Source organism: Streptomyces sp. NPDC060028 (assembly GCF_042736725.1).
In the GTDB taxonomy this organism is placed as follows: Bacteria; Actinomycetota; Actinomycetes; order Streptomycetales; family Streptomycetaceae; genus Streptomyces.
In genome coordinates this window covers 60,243-78,923 of sequence record NZ_JBHWVJ010000014.1, presented here as the reverse complement: position 1 = coordinate 78,923, position 18,681 = coordinate 60,243, and the positions used below count along the sequence as shown (strand labels likewise).

Sequence of the window (18,681 nt, the reverse complement as noted above, 5' to 3'; positions counted from 1 at the left end):
CGGGGCCGCGGGCGCGGGACCGTTGGGTCATGACCACACGAGCCGTTCACACCCCGTCCGAGTTGCAGGTGAAGCAAGCGAAGCAGGCGAAGCAGGCGAAGCAGGCGCCGGCCCCCGGCCCGGGGACGGGGACCGGGCGGCGGATCCTGCGGGCGGTGGCCCTGGCCGCCACCGTGCCGTACCTGTGCCTGAAGGCCGCCTGGCTGTCCGGGAGCCGGATCGGGATACCCGAGGGCAGCGTGCTGCTGGAGCCCGGGCTGTTCCTCACCCTGGCCAATGCCCTCACGCTGGCCATGGACGCGAGCGTGATCCTGCTCGTGCTGGTGCTCACCCGGCCGTGGGGGAGGCGGGTGCCGGCCTGGCTGCTCACCGTCCCGGCCTTCGTCGCCACCGGGCTGCTCACCCCGATCCTCACCGGGTTCCCCGGCCAACTGCTCATACGGGCGCTGGGCCTGGGGGCGGGCGGCCCCGGGAAGACGTACCAGGCGCCCTTCCTCGACCCGTGGGTGTTCACGGTCGTCTACACCGGCTTCACGGTCCAAGGACTCGCCCTGGCCGGACTGTTCGTGCCCTATGCGCGGGAGCGCTGGGGGCGGCGGTGGCAGGGCGCGGCGGGTAAGCGGCTCCCGCCGTCCACGGGGGTGGTGGCGGGAGCCGCGGCGCCGGCCGGACTGATGGTGGGGGCGGTGCATCTGTACTGGGCCTTCGGCGGTACGGCGGCATTGGGCGCCGAGCGGGCGGCCGAGTACTCGGCCGCGGCGGGAGTGGTGTCCGCGGTGCACGGCGCGTGCGCGCTCGCCGCCGGGGCGGGGGCGGTGCTCCTGGCCCGGGGCCGGGAGTGGGGTGGGCGGTGGCCGCTCGCCCTCGCCTGGACGGGGTCGGCGGCGGCGCTGACCTGGGGGCTGTGGATGCTGATCGCCTCGCTGGGCCCGGAGTTGGACGGCGGCGAAGGGCCCACCCGCGCCACCCTGCTGATCTACGCTGGCCAGATGATCACCGGATCCCTCGGAGCTGTCGTCCTCACCCGGTTCCTCACCTCCCGCCGAGAGGGGTGATGCGTGACGGGGCGATGCGCGAGGGGCGGGGCGAACCGAGCCGGCTGGGACGGCTGGGACGGCTGGGACGGCTGGGACGGCTGTTGGGGGTGCGGGCCCGGCTGCGCTGGGTGCACCTGATACTCGGCGGGGCCCTGCTGATGCCGTACTTCCTGCTCGCCCAGGTGGTGGTCGGCGTGGCCGCCGGCGGGGTCAACGCCCTCGCCTCCCTCCCGTTGAGTTTCGCCGCCTACGCGGCCGCCCTGCCGCTGGTCGCGGTGACGGCGGTGTCCCCGCTGGTCCGGCCGATGTCGGTGGCCGCGGTCCGGGCCATGTGCGGGGTGCCGGGGGAGCGGCTGGCCGACGGCCCGGCCCGGTCCTGGGCGGCCCGGGGGCGGACCGCGGCCTGGTGGACCCTCCACCTGGGGCTCGGCGCGCTCGTCAGCGGGGCGAGCCTCGCGGTGCCGCCCATGGCTGCGGTGCTGATCGCGCTGCCGTTCGTGAGGGGGCTGCGCGGCAAGGGGCTCGGGCTGGGCTGGTTCGGCACGCAGGCCGAGCCGTACCTGGCACCCCTGCTCGGGGCCGGGCTGCTGGCCGGGCTGGTCCTGTGCGCCGCCGGGGCGGGGGCGCTGCTGGCCCGGCTGGCACCCGTACTGCTCGGGCCGACGGCGGCGGACCGGCTGGCGGCGGCCGAGGAGCGGGCCGCCGACCTGGCGGTGCGCAACAGGCTGGCGCGGGAGCTGCACGACTCGGTCGGGCACGCGCTGAGCGCCGTCACCCTCCAGGCGAGCGCCGCCCGGCGGGTGCTCGACAGCGACCTGGGCTTCGTACGGGAGGCGCTGGCGGCGATCGAGGACACCACCCGGCGTACGGTCGGCGAGCTGGACGCGGTCCTCGGACTGCTGCGCGACGGTGACCCGGACCGGCCGGACGCCGCGCCCGCGCCGACCCTCGCCGCCGACCTCGAAGGGCTGCTGGCCCGCACCCGGGCGGCCGGCACTCCGATCACCGCCCACCTGGACCCGGGGGCGGCCGGGGGCTGGGCGCAGCTCCCGGTGATCGTCTCCCGCGAGGCGTACCGGATCGTCCAGGAGGGCCTGAGCAACGCCCTGCGGCACGGCGAGGGCCCGGTGGAAGTGCGGATAGCCGTCCGCGGCGCGGGCGATCCGGGTCGCGGGGGCCGCGGGGAGCAGGGGGATGAAGCGAGTGAAGGGGGCGAACGGGGCGAAGGGGGCCAGGGGGGCGAGGGAATGAACGGACCCGTTGAACTGGAGATCACCATGACCAATCCGCCGGCCGCCCCGGAGGGTGGAGAGCCCCGGACCACCGGGGGCCGCGGCCTGCGCGGCGCAGCCGAGCGGGCCGCGCTCCTCGGGGGCCGCGTCGAGGCGGGCCGCCACGAGGGCCGGTGGCGGCTGCGGGCCGTCCTTCCGCTGGGCGGGGGCCCCCGATGAGCCGGCCGCCGCTGCGGATCGTGATCGCCGACGACGAGCGGATGGTCCGTACCGCCCTGCGGGTCATCCTCGAGGCCGAGCCCGACCTGGAGGTGGCGGGGGAGGCGGCGTCCGGCGCCGAGGCCGTCTCCCTGGTCCGGGCGCTGGCCCCGGACGTGGTGCTGATGGACGTCCGGATGCCCGAGGTCGACGGCATCCGGGCCACCGAGCAGATCCTGGCGACCATGGCCGACCCGCCCCGGATCCTCGTCGTCACCACCTTCGAGAACGACTCCTACGTGTACGGGGCGCTGCGCGCGGGCGCCGCCGGGTTCCTGCTCAAGCGGGCCGACCCCGACGAGCTGATCGGCGCGGTCCGGCTCGTGGCCCGCGGCGACTCGGTGCTCTTCCCGGCCGCGGTCCGCTCCCTGGCCGTCGCCCACGCGCCCGGGGCTGCGGCCGCGCCGTGGGTGGCCCGGCTCACCGACCGGGAGGCCGACGTACTGCGCCTGATGGCCACCGGGCTGTCCAACCACGAGATGAGCGAGCGCCTCGGCGTCGGGCCGCAGACCGTCAAGACGCACGTCGCCGCGGTCCTGGCCAAGACCGGGTCCCGGGACCGCACCCAGGCGGTCATCGCGGCGTACGAGGGAGGCTTCCTCCCGAGGAACAGATGAAGAAAAGCTGAGAACCCCGCCACAATCGGGGCAGAGCGGAACGGTCGGGGCCCTTGAGACGTCCTTCAGGGGGATGAACAAAACGATCAGGCGTGCGTCGGTCTTCTGTCTTCTCCTGGTGCTGGCCCTTTTGGTGCGGGTCACCTGGGTGCAGGCATACCAAGGCCAGGCCCTCGCAGACGACAAGAACAACCGACGGAACACGATCGACCAGTACGCGAACCCGCTCGGGAACATCATCGTGGGCGGAGAGGCGATCACCGGCTCGACGAAGACCACCGATGACAAGGACTTCGGGTACAAGCGGACGTATGTCGACGGCCCGCTCTACGCGCCGATCACCGGCCGCAGCTCGCAGGTGTACGGCACGAGCATGCTGGAGGGTGTCTACAAGGACGTCCTCAACGGCTCCGACAGCCGACTGAAGTCGATCATGGACGTGCTGACGAACAAGCGGGCCGCACCGGGCAACGTCCTGACCACCATCGACAAGGACGTGCAGAAGGCCGCGTACGACGCGCTCCAGGGCAAGCAGGGCGCCGCCGTCGCCATCGATCCCGCCACCGGCTCGATCCTCGCCGTGGTGAACAACCCGTCCTTCGACCCGGGCCGCATCGCGGGCGCCAACGACGGGGCCGCCTGGAAGGAGTACCTCGGCGAGGACGGCAAGGGCAAGGCCATGGACAACGTGGCCCTGCGCAAGCCGCAGGCACCGGGCTCCACCTTCAAGCTGGTCACCCTCGCCGCGGCGATCGAGAACGGGCTGGTCACCAACATCGACGCGCCGACCGGCATCGCGGCCCCGTACACGATCCCGGGCACCGTCACCAAGCTGCCGAGCGAGGTCGGCGACGAGGCCTGCAACAACGTCTCGGCGCGCGACGCCCTGAAGAAGTCCTGCAACAACGTCTTCGCGGAGTACGCGCACCGGCTGGGTCAGGACAAGATGCGCGCGATGGCCGAGAAACTCGGCTTCAACAAGGAGATCGACACCCCGGTCCGCACCAGCCCGTCGAGCAAGTACCCGGAGAAGAAGATGTCGGTCGACGAGGTCGCGCAGACCGGTATCGGCCAGTTCGACGTGCAGGCCACGCCGTTCCAGATGGCGATGGTCACGGCCGCGATCGAGAACGGCGGCGAGCTCGTGGCCCCGCACATGGTCTCCGAGGTCACCGACTCCAACGGCAACGTGCTGGAGAGCTTCAAGCACCCGGAGTCGGAGCAGGTCATGAGCGCCAGGACCGCCTCGATGCTCCGGGACGCCATGCGCACCGTGGCCACCGACGGCGGCGGTAAGAGCGCACAGGTGCCGGGCGCAGAGGTGGGCGGCAAAACCGGCACCGCGCAGCGCGGCGTCAACAACAGCCTCGACCCGCTCGCCTGGTTCACCTCGTACGGAAAGGCCAACGGCAAGCAGATCGCGGTGGCCATCGTGATCGAGAACTCCAGCACCGAGCGCAGCGAGATCGGCGGCGGCAAGCTGGCCGCGCCGATCGCCCAGAAGATGATGGCGGCCTGGCTGAAGCAGTAGCCGCCTCGCGGGGCTGGCCGAATCGCGCGGGCACCGAACGCGCCGGGAACCGACAGGCTTCCCGGCGCGTTTTCTTTCCCATGATCAGAATCGCGCGACCCGCCGACCTCGACGCCATAGCCGCCCTCCACACCCGGGCCCGCGCCACGTACTACCAGGGCCGGATTCCCGAGGAGGAGTACGGAGGCGTCGGCGAGCTCGCGCGGACGCGCGAGGGCTGGTCCGCGGCCATCGCCCGGGCCGGCGCCGACGGCGGGGTGCTCTGCGCCGAGCAGGACGGCGCACTCACGGGGATCGCCGCGTTCCGCACGACGGCCGGCGAGACCACCCTCACCCAGCTCCATGTGGACCCCGTCCACTGGCGCCGTGGCACCGGGGCCGCCCTGCACGCCGCGTGCGTCGAGGCCTGGCGCCGGGCCGGCGTTGACCGGGTCCGCCTGGAGGTCTACGAGCACAACCTCCGCGCCCAGGCCTTCTACGCCGCCCACGGCTGGCTCCCGGCCCCCTCCGGGCCCCGCCCCGGCTCCCACCGCATCCTCTGGCTCGGCCTGGGGGAATGACTCCCCGAGCCGGTTGGTTGAACTCGGAACAGTCCGTTCCGGGATCGAGGAGAGAAGAAGCAACATGCGCGTCGAGATCTGGGCGGACATCGCCTGTCCCTGGTGCTTCGTAGGCAAGGCGCGGTTCGCCAAGGGGTTGGCCGGCTTCGCTCATCGCGACGAGGTGGAACTCGTCTTCCGGTCCTTCGAGCTCGACCCGAACCGCGCCAAGGGTGAGGTGTCGCCCGTTCTGGAGCTGCTGGCCCGGAAGTACGGCCGCAGCCTCGACGAGGCGCGCGCGATGGAGGAACACGTCGCCGCCGCTGCCCGTGCCGAGGGGCTGGAGTACCGGACCGAGGGGCGGGACCACGGCAACACCTTCGACATCCACCGGCTGCTGCACCTGGCCGCCGCGCGCGGTCGGCAGGAGGAACTGCTCGACCTCGCGTACCGGGCCAACTTCGCCGAGGAGCGGTCCGTCTTCGACCCCGAGGTGCTGGTCGCGCTCGCCGTCGAGGCCGGGCTGGACGAGGCCGAGGCCCGCGCGGTGCTCGCCGACGACTCCGCTTACGCCGCCGAGGTGCGGGCCGACGAGCGCGAGGCGGCCGAGCTGGGGGCCAACGCCGTGCCGTTCTTCGTCCTCGACCGCCGTTACGGGATCTCCGGCGGGCAGCCCGCCGAGGTGTTCACCCGGGCGCTGGAGCAGGCGTGGGCCGAGCGCGGGGCCGTCGAGCCGGAGCCCGCCCGGCCCGCGGACGCCGAGCGCGAGCCCCACGTGGGAGCCGGGGCCGGGGCCGAGGTCTGCGAGCCCGAGGGGGCCTGCGCGGTCCCGCAGTCCTGACGAGCGAGGGGACCATAAGGAATCCTTTGGTGGGGCGCAGGTAATTCGGCCATGGACTTTGGGTGGATCCTCGCGCAGAGTGGTCGCATGGATCTTCCGCTCTCCCAGGCGAACCGCGCGGTGATCGACGCCGAGTTCGCGCCCACCACCACCTACCTCAACACCGCCACCTGCGGGATCCTCCCGCGTTCCGCCGTCTTGGCGGTACGGGAGCTGGCCGAGGCCACCGCGGCCGCAGTCCCCGCCGGTTTCGGGGACTTCGACCGCGTGAACCGCGTGCGGGAGTCCTTCGCGCGGTTGGTCGGAGTCGCCGCCGAGCGCGTGGCCGTCGGCTCGACCGTGGCCACCCACGTCGGGCTGGTCTCGGCCTCGCTCCCGGCGGGGGCCGAAGTCCTCTGCCCGGAGGGCGACTTCGCCTCGGTGATCAACCCCTTCGTGGTGCGGGACGACCTCAAGGTCCGCTTCGCCCCGCTGGAGGCCCTCGCCGAAGCCGTAGGCCCCGACACCGCCCTGGTCGCGCTGAGCGCCGTACAGTCCGCCGACGGCCGTACGGCGGACCTGGCCGCGGTGCGCGCCGCGACGGCCGCGCACGGGGCGCGGATGCTCGTGGACGCCACCCACGCGGCGGGGTGGCTGCCCTTCGACGCCTCCCCGTACGAGTACACGGTCACCGCCGGGTACAAGTGGCTGCTCGGCGGGCGCGGGGCCTCGTACCTCACGGTCTCGGAGGAGGCCCAGCAGACGCTGGTGCCGCTGCACGCCGGCTGGGTGGCGGCGGAGTCGATGTGGGACGCGACCTACGGCCCGATGCCGGAACTGGCCCACGGGGCACGCCGGTTCGACGAGTCGCCGGCCTTCCTCGCCTACCACGCCGCCGAGCCCTCGCTCGCGCTCCTGGAGCGGATCGGCGTGGAGGCGGTCCTGGCCCACGACACCGCCCTGGCCGCCCGCTACCGGGAGGGCCTCGCCCGGCTGGGCCACGAGCCGGTCCCCGGCACCGCGCCCATCGTGTCGGTACCGGGCCTGGCCCACCGTCAGCCCGCCCTCCAGGCGGTCGGCATCGCCACCGCCGCCCGCGACGGCGGCCTGCGCGCCTCCTTCCACCTCTACAACACCGAGGCGGACGTGGACCGGCTGCTCGACGTGCTCTCCGGCTGACCTCAGGCCGCGGGAGCGCCCGGAGCCGACGCCGCCGACCAGGCGGCGGCGGCGCCGGCGACGGCCGGCGCCGGGTCGGCCGCCAGGGCCGTCGCGAGCGCCGTCAGGGAGGCCTGGACCGCATCGAGGGCGGCCGCCGGGCCGTAGTGGTTGACCCGGATCATCTCGCCGGCCGGCGCGCCGCCGCCCGCCGCGAGCGGAACCGACGGGTCCGCCGCCAGGGCCTTGGCCACCACCAGCGAGGCCTCCGGGACGCGCAGGGTGGTGGCCACCGGGGCCGCCGCCGACGCCCCGCCGACGTACGGGGAGATGCCCAGCGCCGCCGCGCCCGCGCGGGTCGCCGCCGCGGCAGCCGCGTGGCGAGCCATCAGCGCGGGCAGCCCCTCGGCCGCGATCCGGTCCAGGCACGCCTCCAGCGCCAGCATCTCCAGCTGCGCCGGCGCGTGCAGCAGCGTCTTGCGCCCGCCGTCGATCCAGCGCTCCTTCCAGTCCAGCAGGGACAGGTACGAGCGGCGGGGCGCGGCCGGGTTCTCGGCGAAACGGGCCCAGGCCCGGTCCGAGACCGACACCATCGAGACGCCCGCCGGGCCGCCCATCGCCTTCTGCGCGCCGATCACGCACAGGTCCACGCCCCACGCGTCGGGCAGCAGCGGCTCGGCGCCCACCGACGCCACCGCGTCGAGCATGAACAGCGCCCCGTGGGCCCGTACGACCTCGCCGATCTCCGCGACCGGGTTGGTGTTGCCGGTGGCCGCCTCCGCGTGGACGAGCGAGACGAAGTCGATCGCCGGGTGCGCCGCCAGCGCGTCGGCGACCTGCTGCGCCGTCACCGCCGTGTCGAAGGGGACCGCCAGGTCCACCACCGTCGCGCCGCAGTCGCGCAGCCAGTTGCCGAAGGTGGTCCCGTACGGGCCGGTGACGATGTTCAGCGCCGTCGAACCGGGCCGCGCGCCCGACCGGATGCACCCCTCCAGCGGCAGCAGCGCCTCGCCCTGCGTGATCACCACGTCCTGCCGGGTGGAGAGGAGGTCCGCGACCCCCCGCTCGATCGACGCGAAGTGCTCCGCGGTGAGCGGCGGAAGGTCCAGGAAGGGGTGGGTCACGGCGGTGCTCTCTTCGTCCGGGGTTACCGCGAAAGCCTATCGAGCACGCACGTAAGGTGCCGACATGAGCGATGCGAGCGCAGTGAGCGGTCCCAGCCGTCCTGGCCCTCCCGGCCCTCCCCGCGGTTCCGGCGACCCGAGTCCGGTGCTGCACGTGAAGGGGCGGGTGCTCATCGGCCCCGACGAGGTCCGCGACGAGCTGTGGGTGGTCGGCGGCCGGATCTCGTACGAACGCCCGCGCGCCGCCCGCGAGATCACCGAGGTCGCCGGCTGGGTCCTGCCGGGACTGGTCGACGCGCACTGTCACGTGGGACTCGATGCCCACGGGCCGGTCGACGCCGAGACCGCCGAACGCCAGGCGCTGGAGGACCGTGCCGCGGGCACCCTCCTCATCCGCGACGCGGGATCCCCCTCCGACACCCGATGGACAGACGACCGCGAGGACCTGCCGAAGATCATCCGGGCCGGCCGCCACATCGCCCGCACCCGGCGCTACATCCGCAACTACGCCCACGAGATCGAGCCGGCCGACCTCGTCGAGTACGTCGGCAGGGAGGCCCGCCGCGGCGACGGCTGGGTCAAGCTGGTCGGCGACTGGATCGACCGCGACGCCGGGGACCTGACCGCCTGCTGGCCGCGCGCCGAGGTGGAGGCGGCCATCGCCGAGGCGCACCGGCTCGGCGCCCGGGTCACCGCGCACTGCTTCGCCGAGACCGCGCTGCGCGACCTGGTCGAGGCGGGCATCGACTGCATCGAGCACGCGACCGGGCTCACCGAGGACACCATCCCGCTGTTCGCGGAGCGCGGGGTCGCGATCGTGCCGACCCTGGTGAACATCGCGACCTTCCCGAAGCTGGCGGCCGGCGGCGAGGCGAAGTTCCCCACCTGGTCGGCGCACATGCGCCGGCTGCACGAGCGCCGCTACGACACCGTCCGGGCGGCCTACGACGCGGGCATCGGGGTCTACGTCGGCACGGACGCGGGCGGCGCGCTGCCGCACGGCCTGGTCGCCGCCGAGGTGGCGGAGCTCGTGAAGGCCGGGATCCCGCCGCTGGAGGCGCTCTCGGCGACGGCGTGGGCGGCCCGCGGCTGGCTCGGCAGGCCCGGTCTGACCGAGGGGGCGCCGGCGGACCTCGTCGTCTACGCGAGCGACCCGCGGGCCGACGTACGGGTGCTGGCCCAGCCGCTGCGCGTCGTCGTCAACGGCCGGGTCGTGGCCTGAACCTGGCCCGAACCGTCCGGTTGACGGGGCGTGACGTCGGCGGCCCGTCGCTCGTTGTGAACGGTCTCGCCGGGCGGCGGCGGGGCTTGGTGTCCGTCATGTCCGGGGACTGAGGGAACTCGAGTTCCTCATGAGGCGCAACAATTCGAATGTATGCGTGGAAACCACCCTTTGGGGTGAACTCACGTCAGGTTGCCGCCCGTTCACTCACAGTGCGTAAAGATTCCGGGGTCGAGGCCGTCGGCGCGCGCAATGTCCCCCATTGGCGGCGCGACGGCTCCCATCTCCCCGGGGGTTCCACCAACTTGAACAGCAACACCTTCCGCATGCCCGCGGCCGCTCTGCTCGCCACGGGGGCGGTCGCCCTGCTCGCCGCTCCGCCCGCCTTCGCCACGGGAGGCGGCCCCGCCGGGGGTGAGGGCAAGGCCAGTGCCGTCGTCCTGCGCGCCGGACTGGACGTGGGCCTGCTCAACAAGACCGTGCACGTCCCGCTGACCACGACCCTCAACGAGGTCAGTGCCCCGGCGTCCGCCGGGAAGACGGCGCTGACCGTGACCCTGGACGGCGTCGAAGGGGGGCAGCCCGTCAGCGTGCTGCGGGCCGACGTCGCCACGTCCAAGGCGACCGCGGACAAGAACCGGGCCGAGGCGGAGGCCAACCTCGCCAAGGCCCGCGTGCACGTGCCGGGTCTGCCCGGCCTCTCGCTCATCGAGGTGGAGAAGGTCACCTCCAAGGCGGTCTGTGAGGCGGGCCGCAAGCCCGTGGCCACCTCGAACGTCCTCGGCACCGTGACCGCGCTCGGCAAGAAGGTCACCCTCTCCGCGGGCGGCCCCACCAAGATCGAGGTGCCGGGCGTGGGCCTGGTCAGCCTGGAACTGTCCGGTACCGAGACCACCTCCACCACGGCCGCCGCGGCGGCCCTGCGCCTGAAGGTCTCGGTGAACCCGCTCAACCTGAACGTGGCGCAGGTGGAGGGCGAGCTCGTGCTCGCCGAGGCACGCTGCGAGTCCCCCGCGGGGCCGGCGCCGAGCCCGGCCGTCACGCCCGGCACCACGCCCGGCACCACGCCCGACGTCAAACCCCAGACGGGCGCCTCCGGGACCGGATCGGCCCTCACCACCGAGGCCAACCTCGCCGAGACCGGCGGCGGTTCGCTCACCCCGTACGTCGCGGGAGGCGCGCTGATCCTGCTCGGCGTCGGCGCGGGCGCGCTGGTGATCACCCGGCGCGGCAGGGCCTCGTAGGCAGGTCGCGCCGCCGCAGGCTCCCGCGTCAGCGGGTCGCGTGCGCCAGCCCCTGCTCCCCGGCGCCACGTGACATCACGGCCGCGCTGACCTGGCGGTCGACGGCGGCGTACGCGGCCCGCTCGGCGGCGGGGAGGCCGGGGTCGGCCGCGGCGCAGGAGGCGCACACGACCCGGAACGGCGGCCCCGTGTCCGCATGCTGCGTGAGGTATTCGGCCTTCACCACCTCCCAGCGGCCCGGGTGCGCGGCCGCCGGGGCGAAGGTGAAGCGCGGGATGGAGGACATGTTGCCGCGCAGTTTGTCGGCCTCGTAGAAGCTGGCCACCTGGTCGCCCATGCCGTAGACCACCCAGGTGTCGTTGATCTTCTCGTAGGGCTGCGGCACGTGGTTGTGCGTGCCGATGATCAGATCGATGTCGGGGAGTCCGTCCGCCCCGCGGGACGCGGTCAGCACCTGTGCCAGTTCGCGTTGCTGCCGGTCGGGCGCGGTCTGCCACTCGGTGCCCCAGTGGACGCTGAGGACGACGACGTTCGCGCCGGCCGCCCGGGCGGCGCGGGCGTCGGCGATGATCCGGTCCTCGTCGATCAGACTGACCGCCCAGGGCTTGTCGGCCGGGAGCGGGATGCCGTTCGTGCCGTACGTGTAGTCCAGTTGCGCGACCAGGGCGCCGCCGGCCCGGAGCAGGGCCGGGGCCCTGGCCTCCTCGGCGCTGCGGGCCGAGCCGACGTGCTTCACGCCGACGCGGTCGAGGTGGTCGAGGGTGCGGGCGAGGCCTTCGTACCCGTCGTCCAGGGTGTGGTTCGAGGCGGTCGAGCAACTGTCGTACCCGGTGTCCCGCAGGGCGTCGGCGAGCTCGTGCGGAGCCTTGAAGAGCGGGTAGCCGGCGTAGGGTCCGCCGGGCCGCCCGTACGGTATCTCGTGGTGGCATATCGCCAGGTCGGCCCCGGATATGAGGGGTTTGACCCCGGCGAGGATGGGCCGGAAGTCGTACGCCCCGGCCTTCCCCGCGTCATCCGCCGCCCGCCGGATGATCGACGGGTACGGGATGACGTCACCGGTCGCGACCAGGGTGAACGGCTGCCCGGCGGGCGAGGGCGCACGCGGGCTCGGGGCCGGGCTGGGGCTGGGGTCCGGCCTCGCCTGGAGCCGCTGCTGCGCGGCGGCCCCGCCACCCTTGCCGGGCAGGCGCGGCGCGGCGTCGATCCCGCCGCCCACGGCCACGCCCACGACCGCGAGCCCGGCGATCGCCGCGCCCGTCCTGGCGGATGCCCTCATCCTCGAACCCCCGTTGCCGTGCGGCCGACGCCTCCGGGGATCCTTGCCCACCCGCGGCCCCGCCGCCATCGGAAACGGGCCGTCCGGGTGACGAACGGGCCTCCCTAGGGCATCCCGAGCGCGAGCGCGTGGTCGAGGGCCTGCAAGAGCCGTCCCGTCGTCGCCCGGTCGCGGACCGCCAGCCGCAGCCAGGACCGGTCCAGCCCCGGGAAGGTGTCCCCGCGGCGCACGGCGAAGCCGAGGGCCCGCAACCGGGTCCGCACCTCCGCCGCGCCCGGCACCCGGATGAGGACGAACGGGCCCTCGGCCACCCCCGCCACCGAGACCTCGTCGAACTCCGCGAGCCCGGCCAGCAGGTGCGCCCGGTCCACGGCGATCTGCCGGGCCGCCGCCTGTGCCTCGGCCAGCGCCCCCGGGGTCATGCAGGCCTCGGCCGCCACCAGCGCCGGCGTGGAGACCGGCCACAGCGGCTGCGCCGCCGCCAGCTTCGCGATCACCTCCGGCTCGGCCAGCACGTAGCCGATCCGCAGCCCGGCCAGCCCCCAGGTCTTGGTCAGGCTCCGCAGCACCACCAGCCCGGGGACGTCCATCCGCCCGGCCAGCGCCTCCCGTTCGCCCGGGACCGCGTCCATGAACGCCTCGTCCACCACCAGGATCCGGCCGGGCCGGGCCAGCGCGGTCAGCGTGGCCGCCGGGTGCAGCACCGAGGTCGGGTTGGTCGGGTTCCCGACGATCACGAGGTCCGCGTCCTCGGGCACCGCCGCCGGGTCCAGCCGGAACCCGTCCGCCGCCCGCAGCAGGACCCGCTCGACTTGGTGCCCGGCGTCCCGCAGAGCCGCCTCCGGCTCGGTGAACTGCGGGTGCACCACCACGGGCCGGACGGCGCCCAAGGCCCGCGCCACGAGTACGAACGCCTCCGCGGCCCCCGCTGTCAGCAGCACCCGCTCGACCGGAAGCGAGTGCCGATCCGCCACCGCCGCGCGGGCGGAGCGGCCGTCGGGGTACGCGGCGAGATCGCCGAGGGACGCCGCGATGTGCTGTTTGAGCCAGTCCGGGGGAGTCAGCGCCCGTACGTTCACCGCGAGGTCGACCAGCGACCCGTCGGCGTCCACCACCTCCGCGTCCCCGTGGTGGCGCAGGTCGTGACCCTGGGCCGTCGCGACCGCGCACGTCGCCGCCACGGACCGCCGCTTGGGTACGAGGAGCTCCCCGCCCCCCGCGAGCGCCGCGGCCTCCGCCACCGACGGCGTACCGGCCGCATCGCGCGCGGAGTCCGAGGGATGCGGGACCTCGATGGCGGCCAGCCGCTCGGCGGGATAGCTGAGCAGGGGCACGCCGAAACGTTCCGCCGCGCCCGCTATCCCCGCCTCGGCCGCCTTCGCCTCCACCGTCGCCAGCGCCGTCACCGACCCGGCGGCGAGCCCGGCCCCGCGCAGCGTCTCCTCCACCAGGGCGCAGACCTCCGCCACGGAAACCCCCGCGCGGCCGCCCACACCGACCACCAGCTGCGCCGCGTACTCGCCCACCGGGATCACCCCTCTTCCGTCGTCTTCGTCAACAGTCCGTGGTCCGCTACCCGCGCGGGGAAGTGCGCGCACGGCGAGGAATCGGTATTCAGGGGCACATGGCCGTGATCGTGGCGTTGGGTGCGTTCCTGATGACCCTGGCAGGCGGATGGACGGCGCAGCGCGTCACCGACCGCCGCCACCTGGTGCTGGGCCTGGCCGGGGGGTTGATGCTCGGCGTGGTCGGCCTCGACCTGCTGCCCGAGGCACTGCGGGCGGCGGGCGGGAAGGTCTTCGGCGTCCCGCTCGCCCTGCTGCTGTTCGTCGGCGGGTTCCTCGTCGCGCACGTCGCGGAACGCGTCCTGGCCGTCCGCCAGGCCGCGCACGGCGCCGACAACGACGACGGGCACGCGGGCCAGGGCCGGGCCCCGGAGGTCGGCCTGACCGCGGCCGCGGCGATGGTCGGCCACAGCCTCGCCGACGGGGTGGCCCTGGGCGCCGCCTTCCAGGTCGGCGGCGGGATGGGCGTGGCCGTGGCGCTGGCCGTCATCACCCACGACTTCGCCGACGGGTTCAACACGTACACGCTCACCCGGCTCTACGGCAATGCCCGCCGCAAGGCCCTGATGATGCTCTTCGCGGACGCGCTGGCGCCCGTGGTGGGAGCGGCGTCCACTCTGCTGTTCACCCTTCCGGAGGAACCGCTCGGTGCGTACCTCGGCTTCTTCGGCGGGGTGCTGCTGTACCTGGCGGCCGCCGAGATCCTGCCCGAGGCGCACCACAAGCACCCCGCCCTGTCCACGCTGATGTGCACGGTGGGCGGGGTGGCCGGGATCTGGCTGGTCGTGGGCCTCGCGGAGTGACCTCACCGGTTGCCGGCCGCGGCTCGGGCGAACCGGAGCGCGACGGAAGGCTCCGCCGCCCAGTGCGTGTGCAGGTAGCTCGCGTGCACGCCCTGCTGTACGAAGCCCTCGACGCGGCGCTCCGGACGGGTGAACCCCCATGCGGGCGCGGCTCCGGCGCCGGGCTCGACCACCGTGCGGTGGAACTCGTGGCCGCGCAGCCGGGTGCCGGTGGCCGCGAGCGGGCTGTCGGACACCGCCACCGCCTCGCGGTAGCCGAGGGTGAGGCGCTCCGACATCCGCGCGTCGGCGTCGAGCACCCCGCACATGGGCTTCCCGTCGAGCGACCGGGCGAGGTAGAGCAGCCCGGCGCACTCGGCGGCCACGGGGCCGCCTCGTGCGGCGAATGCCGCCACGGCCTCGCGCAGCCGCTCGTTGGCGGACAGCTCGGGCGCGTACACCTCGGGGAAACCGCCGCCGATGACCAGGCCGGCAGTGTGTTCCGGGAGCGACTCGTCGCGCAAGGGGTCGAAGGTCACGACCTCCGCTCCGGCGGCGTTGAGCAGTTCCGCGTGCTCGGCGTAGGAGAACGTGAACGCCGGGCCGCCCGCGACGGCGATGACGGGGGGCCGGCCGGGGCTCCGCCCCAGATCCCGCGCCTCACATGCCGGCGAGGCCGGATCGGCCCCCTCCGGGGACCACGGCTCGCACGCCATCGGCGGAGCGGTCCGGGCCAGGGCCATCAGCGCGTCCAGGTCGCAGCCGGCCCGGACCTGCTCGGCCAGGGCCGCCACCGCGGCGAGCGCGTCGGCGCGGCGTTCCGCGACCGGGACCAGGCCCAGGTGGCGGGACGGCGCGGCGACCTGGGGGGCCCGCCGCAGGACGCCCAGTACCGGCATCCCGGCCTCCTCCAGGGCCTCCCGCAGCATCACCTCGTGCCGGTCGGAGCCGACCTTGTTCAGGATCACGCCCCCCAGCCGGACCTGCGGGTCGAACGAGGCGAAGCCGTGCACCAGCGCCGCCACCGACCGCGACTGCGAGGACGCGTCCACCACGAGCACCACCGGCGCCCGCAGCAGCTTCGCGACCTGCGCCGTCGACGCCAGCTCGCCCCGCCCCGCGGCCCCGTCGTACAGCCCCATCACGCCCTCGACGACCGCGAGGTCACACCCCGCCGCCCCGTGCGCGAACAGCGGGCCGACCAGCTCGGGCCCGCACATGAAGGCGTCCAGGTTGCGCCCCGGCCGGCCGGTGGCCAGCGCGTGGTAGCCGGGGTCGATGTAGTCGGGCCCGGCCTTGTGCGGGGACACGGCGAGGCCGCGCTCCGAGAAGGCCGCCATCAGGCCCGTCGCGACGGTGGTCTTGCCGCTGCCGGAGGACGGCGCGGCGACGACCAGCCGCGGTACGTTGAGCGAGGTCACCACTCGATGCCCTTCTGGCCCTTCTGGCCGGCGTCCATCGGGTGCTTGACCTTGGTCATCTCGGTGACGAGGTCCGCGAACTCCACCAGCTTCTCCGGCGCGTTGCGGCCGGTGATCACCACGTGCTGGGTACCGGGACGGTTGCGCAGCACCTCGATGACCTCGTCCACGTCGATCCAGCCCCAGTGCATCGGGTACGCGAACTCGTCCAGCACGTACAGCCGGTGCGTCTCGGCGGCCAGGTCGCGCTTGACCTGCTCCCAGCCCTCCTTGGCCGCCTGCTCGTTGTCGAGCTGGGCGTCGCGCTGGACCCAGGACCAGCCCTCGCCCATCTTGTGCCAGACGACCGTGCCGCCCTCGCCGGAGGCGCCGAGCACCTTGAGCGCGTTCTCCTCGCCGACCTTCCACTTCGCCGACTTGACGAACTGGAACACCCCGATCGGCCAGCCCTGGTTCCAGGCGCGCAGCGCCAGCCCGAAGGCGGCGGTCGACTTGCCCTTGCCCGGTCCGGTGTGGACGAAGACGAGCGGGCGGTTACGGCGCTGACGCGTCGTGAGTCCGTCGTCGGGAACGACGGTCGGCTGTCCCTGAGGCATTACGCGGCCCTCCTGTTGCTGCTGTGCGAAGCGTGGGATGCGACGGATGTACGTACGTTCTTGACGAGCCCGGCCAGCGAGTCGGCCCGCAGCCCGTCGAGGCTGACGGCCGGACCGCCCAGATCGGCGGCCAGCACGCCGGCCAGCCCCAGCCGGACCGGGCCGGTCTCGCAGTCCACGACCACCGACGCGACCCCTTCGGCCGCGAGCAGCCGGGCCCCGCGGCCCGCGAGGGCGCGCGGATCGCCGCCGAGGGAGCCGGCCGAGGTGGCCCGCCCGTCGGTGACGACCACGAGCAGCGGCCTGCGCGACGGGTCGCGCAGCCGCTCGATGCGCAGCACCTCGTGGGCCTTGAGCAGCCCGGCGGCCAGCGGGGTGCGGCCGCCGGTCGGCAGCCGCTCCAGACGGGCCGCGGCGGCGTCGACGGACGAGGTGGGCGGCAGGGCCAGTTCGGCGGCCGCTCCCCGGAAGGTGATCAGGCCGACCTTGTCGCGCCGCTGGTAGGCGTCCAGCAGGAGCGAGAGGACCGCGCCCTTGACCGCGCTCATGCGCTGCCGGGCGGCCATCGAGCCGGAGGCGTCGACCACGAACAGCACGAGGTTGCCCTCGCGTCCTTCGCGCGTCGCCTGGCGCAGGTCGTCCCCGCGCACCACGAGCCCGCGCCCGCTGCGGCCGCGCGCCTTCTGGTGCGGGGCGGCGGCCTGGATGGTCGCGGCGAGGTGCAGCTTCGTCAGCTGGCCCCGGGGGCGGACGGCGCCGGTGGTGCGGCCGTGCGCGGTGCGGGCGCGCGAACGGCGTCCGGCCGCGCCCTCGCCGAGCCCGGGGACGCTGAGCATCTTGGTGCGGAACGGCTCGCCGGCCCGTACGGCGGCCTGCTCGGGCGCGTCCGCTCCCCGGGCGGAGGGCTGCCCCTCGGGGGCCTCGGCCTGCGCGGGGGCCGGCTCCTCGGCCGGAGCCTGCGCGGGGTCGTCCGGAGTTCCGGATTCCGGGGTCTCGGCGTCGCCGTGCGGGCCTTCGCCCTGCGGGGGCACGCCGCCGCCGTCGCCGTCCGGGCCGTCGCTGCCGTCGCCGCCGTCGCCGCCGTCGTCCGGGCCCTCGGGCTCCGGGTCCGGGTCGGGGTCGTGGTCCGGTTCCTCGTCGGGGAAGCGGTCCAGGATCTCGTCGAGCTTGTCCTCGTCGAGTCCCGGCGCGTCGAAGGGGTTGCGGCGCCGCCGGTGGGGGAGCGCCAGCAGCGCGGCCTGCCGTACGTCCTCCTTGCGTACGCCGGTCCGTCCGGCCCACGCGGCCAGCGCGGTCGCGGTACGGGCCATCACGATGTCGGCGCGCATGCCGTCGACCTCGAAGGCGGCGCAGGTCGCGGCGATCTGGAGCAGCGAGTTGTCCCCGAGGACGACCTGCGGGAGCAGCGCCCGCGCGGCCACCACCCGGGCGCGGACCTCGTGTTCGTCTCCGGCCCACCGGGTCGCGAAGCCCGCGGGATCGTCCTCGTACGCGAGGCGGCGGCGCACCACCTCCACGCGCTGGGCGGGTTCCCGCGAGGCCGCGACCTCGACGGTCAGCCCGAACCGGTCCAGGAGCTGCGGCCGGAGCTCGCCCTCCTCGGGGTTCATCGTGCCGACGAGCAGGAAGCGGGCCGCGTGGCGGACCGAGACTCCCTCGCGCTCGACGTAGGAGGCGCCCATCGCGGCGGCGTCGAGCAGGAGGTCGATCAGGTGGTCGTGGAGCAGGTTGACCTCGTCGACGTACAGGATCCCGCGGTGCGCGTCGGCGAGCAGGCCGGGCTCGAAGGCCTTCACGCCCTCGGCGAGGGCGCGTTCGATGTCGAGGGCGCCGACGAGGCGGTCCTCGGAGGCGCCGACGGGCAGCTCCACCATGCGGGCGGGGCGGGCGGCGCCGGGGCCGGACTCGTGGGGGCCGTCGGGGCAGGCGGGGTCGGGCGCGGTGGGCGCGCAGCTGAAGCGGCAGCCGGGTACGACGTCCACCTGCGGCAGCAGGGTGGACAGGGCGCGGACGGCGGTGGACTTGGCGGTCCCCTTCTCGCCGCGCACGAGCACGCCGCCGACCGCGGGGCTCACCGCGTTGAGCAGGAGCGCGAGCCGCAGGTCGCTCTGGCCGACCAGTGCGGTGAACGGGTAGGGCGTGCTCATGCGTTGCTCACTCCTTCTAGTGTGCGGACCGTTGCCGGGGCTCCGCCCCGGACCCCGCGCCTCAAACGCCGGCGGGGCTGAAAGTCAGCCCGTCCGGCGTTTGAGGACCGGG

16 protein-coding genes are annotated in these 18,681 nt (G+C 74.5%); 10 read left to right on the top strand and 6 right to left on the bottom strand.

All coding sequences use genetic code 11. The features are described from left to right. Positions 1–29: 29 nt before the first annotated feature. From ACFWBF_RS10310 to ACFWBF_RS10280, 7 genes are all read left to right on the top strand, one after another. Positions 30–1,055 carry a hypothetical protein gene (locus ACFWBF_RS10310; protein ID WP_385598169.1) on the top strand — a complete coding sequence of 342 codons (1,026 nt, stop codon included), beginning with the start codon at positions 30–32 and terminating at the stop codon, positions 1,053–1,055. A gap of 62 nt (positions 1,056–1,117) precedes the next feature. Continuing rightward, positions 1,118–2,488, top strand: a complete 1,371-nt coding sequence (locus tag ACFWBF_RS10305) for a sensor histidine kinase (RefSeq protein ID WP_385598268.1) — start codon at positions 1,118–1,120, stop codon at positions 2,486–2,488. After that, positions 2,485–3,144, top strand: a complete 660-nt coding sequence (locus tag ACFWBF_RS10300) for a response regulator (protein ID WP_385598166.1) — start codon at positions 2,485–2,487, stop codon at positions 3,142–3,144. The genes ACFWBF_RS10305 and ACFWBF_RS10300 overlap by 4 nt, the downstream gene beginning before the upstream one ends. Positions 3,145–3,217: 73 nt before the next feature. After that, on the top strand, positions 3,218–4,675 hold the full coding sequence (locus tag ACFWBF_RS10295; RefSeq protein WP_385598163.1) for a peptidoglycan D,D-transpeptidase FtsI family protein: 1,458 nt from the start codon (positions 3,218–3,220) through the stop codon (positions 4,673–4,675). Between the two features lie 80 nt (positions 4,676–4,755). Further along, positions 4,756–5,235, top strand: coding sequence for a GNAT family N-acetyltransferase (locus tag ACFWBF_RS10290; RefSeq protein WP_385598160.1), 480 nt, complete (start codon positions 4,756–4,758; stop codon positions 5,233–5,235). A gap of 64 nt (positions 5,236–5,299) precedes the next feature. Beyond that, positions 5,300–6,055, top strand: a complete 756-nt coding sequence (locus ACFWBF_RS10285) for a DsbA family oxidoreductase (RefSeq protein WP_385598156.1) — start codon at positions 5,300–5,302, stop codon at positions 6,053–6,055. Between the two features lie 87 nt (positions 6,056–6,142). Then, positions 6,143–7,213: an aminotransferase class V-fold PLP-dependent enzyme gene (locus ACFWBF_RS10280; RefSeq protein ID WP_385598153.1), complete on the top strand. Its 1,071-nt coding sequence runs from the start codon at positions 6,143–6,145 to the stop codon at positions 7,211–7,213. Between the two features lie 2 nt (positions 7,214–7,215). Here ACFWBF_RS10280 and ACFWBF_RS10275 read toward each other — a convergent pair whose 3' ends face one another. Next, positions 7,216–8,316, bottom strand: a complete 1,101-nt coding sequence (locus ACFWBF_RS10275) for a pyridoxal-phosphate-dependent aminotransferase family protein (RefSeq protein ID WP_385598150.1) — start codon at positions 8,314–8,316, stop codon at positions 7,216–7,218. A 145-nt stretch (positions 8,317–8,461) separates the two neighbouring features. Between ACFWBF_RS10275 and ACFWBF_RS10270 the strand changes: the two genes are divergently transcribed. Together ACFWBF_RS10270 and ACFWBF_RS10265 are read left to right on the top strand one after the other, a co-directional pair. Beyond that, positions 8,462–9,538 (top strand): amidohydrolase family protein, encoded by a 1,077-nt coding sequence (locus ACFWBF_RS10270; RefSeq protein ID WP_385598147.1) that lies wholly within the window; start codon positions 8,462–8,464, stop codon positions 9,536–9,538. A 305-nt stretch (positions 9,539–9,843) separates the two neighbouring features. Continuing rightward, on the top strand, positions 9,844–10,782 hold the full coding sequence (locus ACFWBF_RS10265) for an SCO1860 family LAETG-anchored protein (RefSeq protein WP_385598143.1): 939 nt from the start codon (positions 9,844–9,846) through the stop codon (positions 10,780–10,782). A 28-nt stretch (positions 10,783–10,810) separates the two neighbouring features. On the opposite strand, the gene ACFWBF_RS10260 is transcribed toward ACFWBF_RS10265, so the two are convergent. After that, a complete protein-coding gene (locus ACFWBF_RS10260) occupies positions 10,811–12,058 on the bottom strand; it encodes a CapA family protein (RefSeq protein ID WP_385598140.1) in 1,248 nt (415 codons plus the stop codon). 104 nt (positions 12,059–12,162) lie between these two features. Then, positions 12,163–13,584: an Rv2231c family pyridoxal phosphate-dependent protein CobC gene (gene cobC, locus ACFWBF_RS10255; protein ID WP_385598136.1), complete on the bottom strand. Its 1,422-nt coding sequence runs from the start codon at positions 13,582–13,584 to the stop codon at positions 12,163–12,165. A 98-nt stretch (positions 13,585–13,682) separates the two neighbouring features. On the opposite strand from cobC, the gene ACFWBF_RS10250 reads away from it, so the two are divergent. Next, a complete protein-coding gene (locus ACFWBF_RS10250; protein ID WP_385598133.1) occupies positions 13,683–14,426 on the top strand; it encodes a ZIP family metal transporter in 744 nt (247 codons plus the stop codon). A 2-nt stretch (positions 14,427–14,428) separates the two neighbouring features. Here ACFWBF_RS10250 and ACFWBF_RS10245 read toward each other — a convergent pair whose 3' ends face one another. From ACFWBF_RS10245 to ACFWBF_RS10235, 3 genes are read right to left on the bottom strand one after another with little or no spacing between them, the layout of a single operon-like run. Beyond that, complete coding sequence (locus ACFWBF_RS10245) at positions 14,429–15,829, bottom strand: cobyrinate a,c-diamide synthase (protein WP_385598130.1); 1,401 nt, start codon at positions 15,827–15,829, stop codon at positions 14,429–14,431. Further along, positions 15,823–16,422, bottom strand: a complete 600-nt coding sequence (gene cobO, locus ACFWBF_RS10240; protein WP_385598127.1) for a cob(I)yrinic acid a,c-diamide adenosyltransferase — start codon at positions 16,420–16,422, stop codon at positions 15,823–15,825. The genes ACFWBF_RS10245 and cobO overlap by 7 nt, the downstream gene beginning before the upstream one ends. Continuing rightward, positions 16,422–18,569 (bottom strand): putative cobaltochelatase, encoded by a 2,148-nt coding sequence (locus ACFWBF_RS10235; RefSeq protein ID WP_385598125.1) that lies wholly within the window; start codon positions 18,567–18,569, stop codon positions 16,422–16,424. The genes cobO and ACFWBF_RS10235 overlap by 1 nt, the downstream gene beginning before the upstream one ends. Positions 18,570–18,681: the final 112 nt, after the last annotated feature.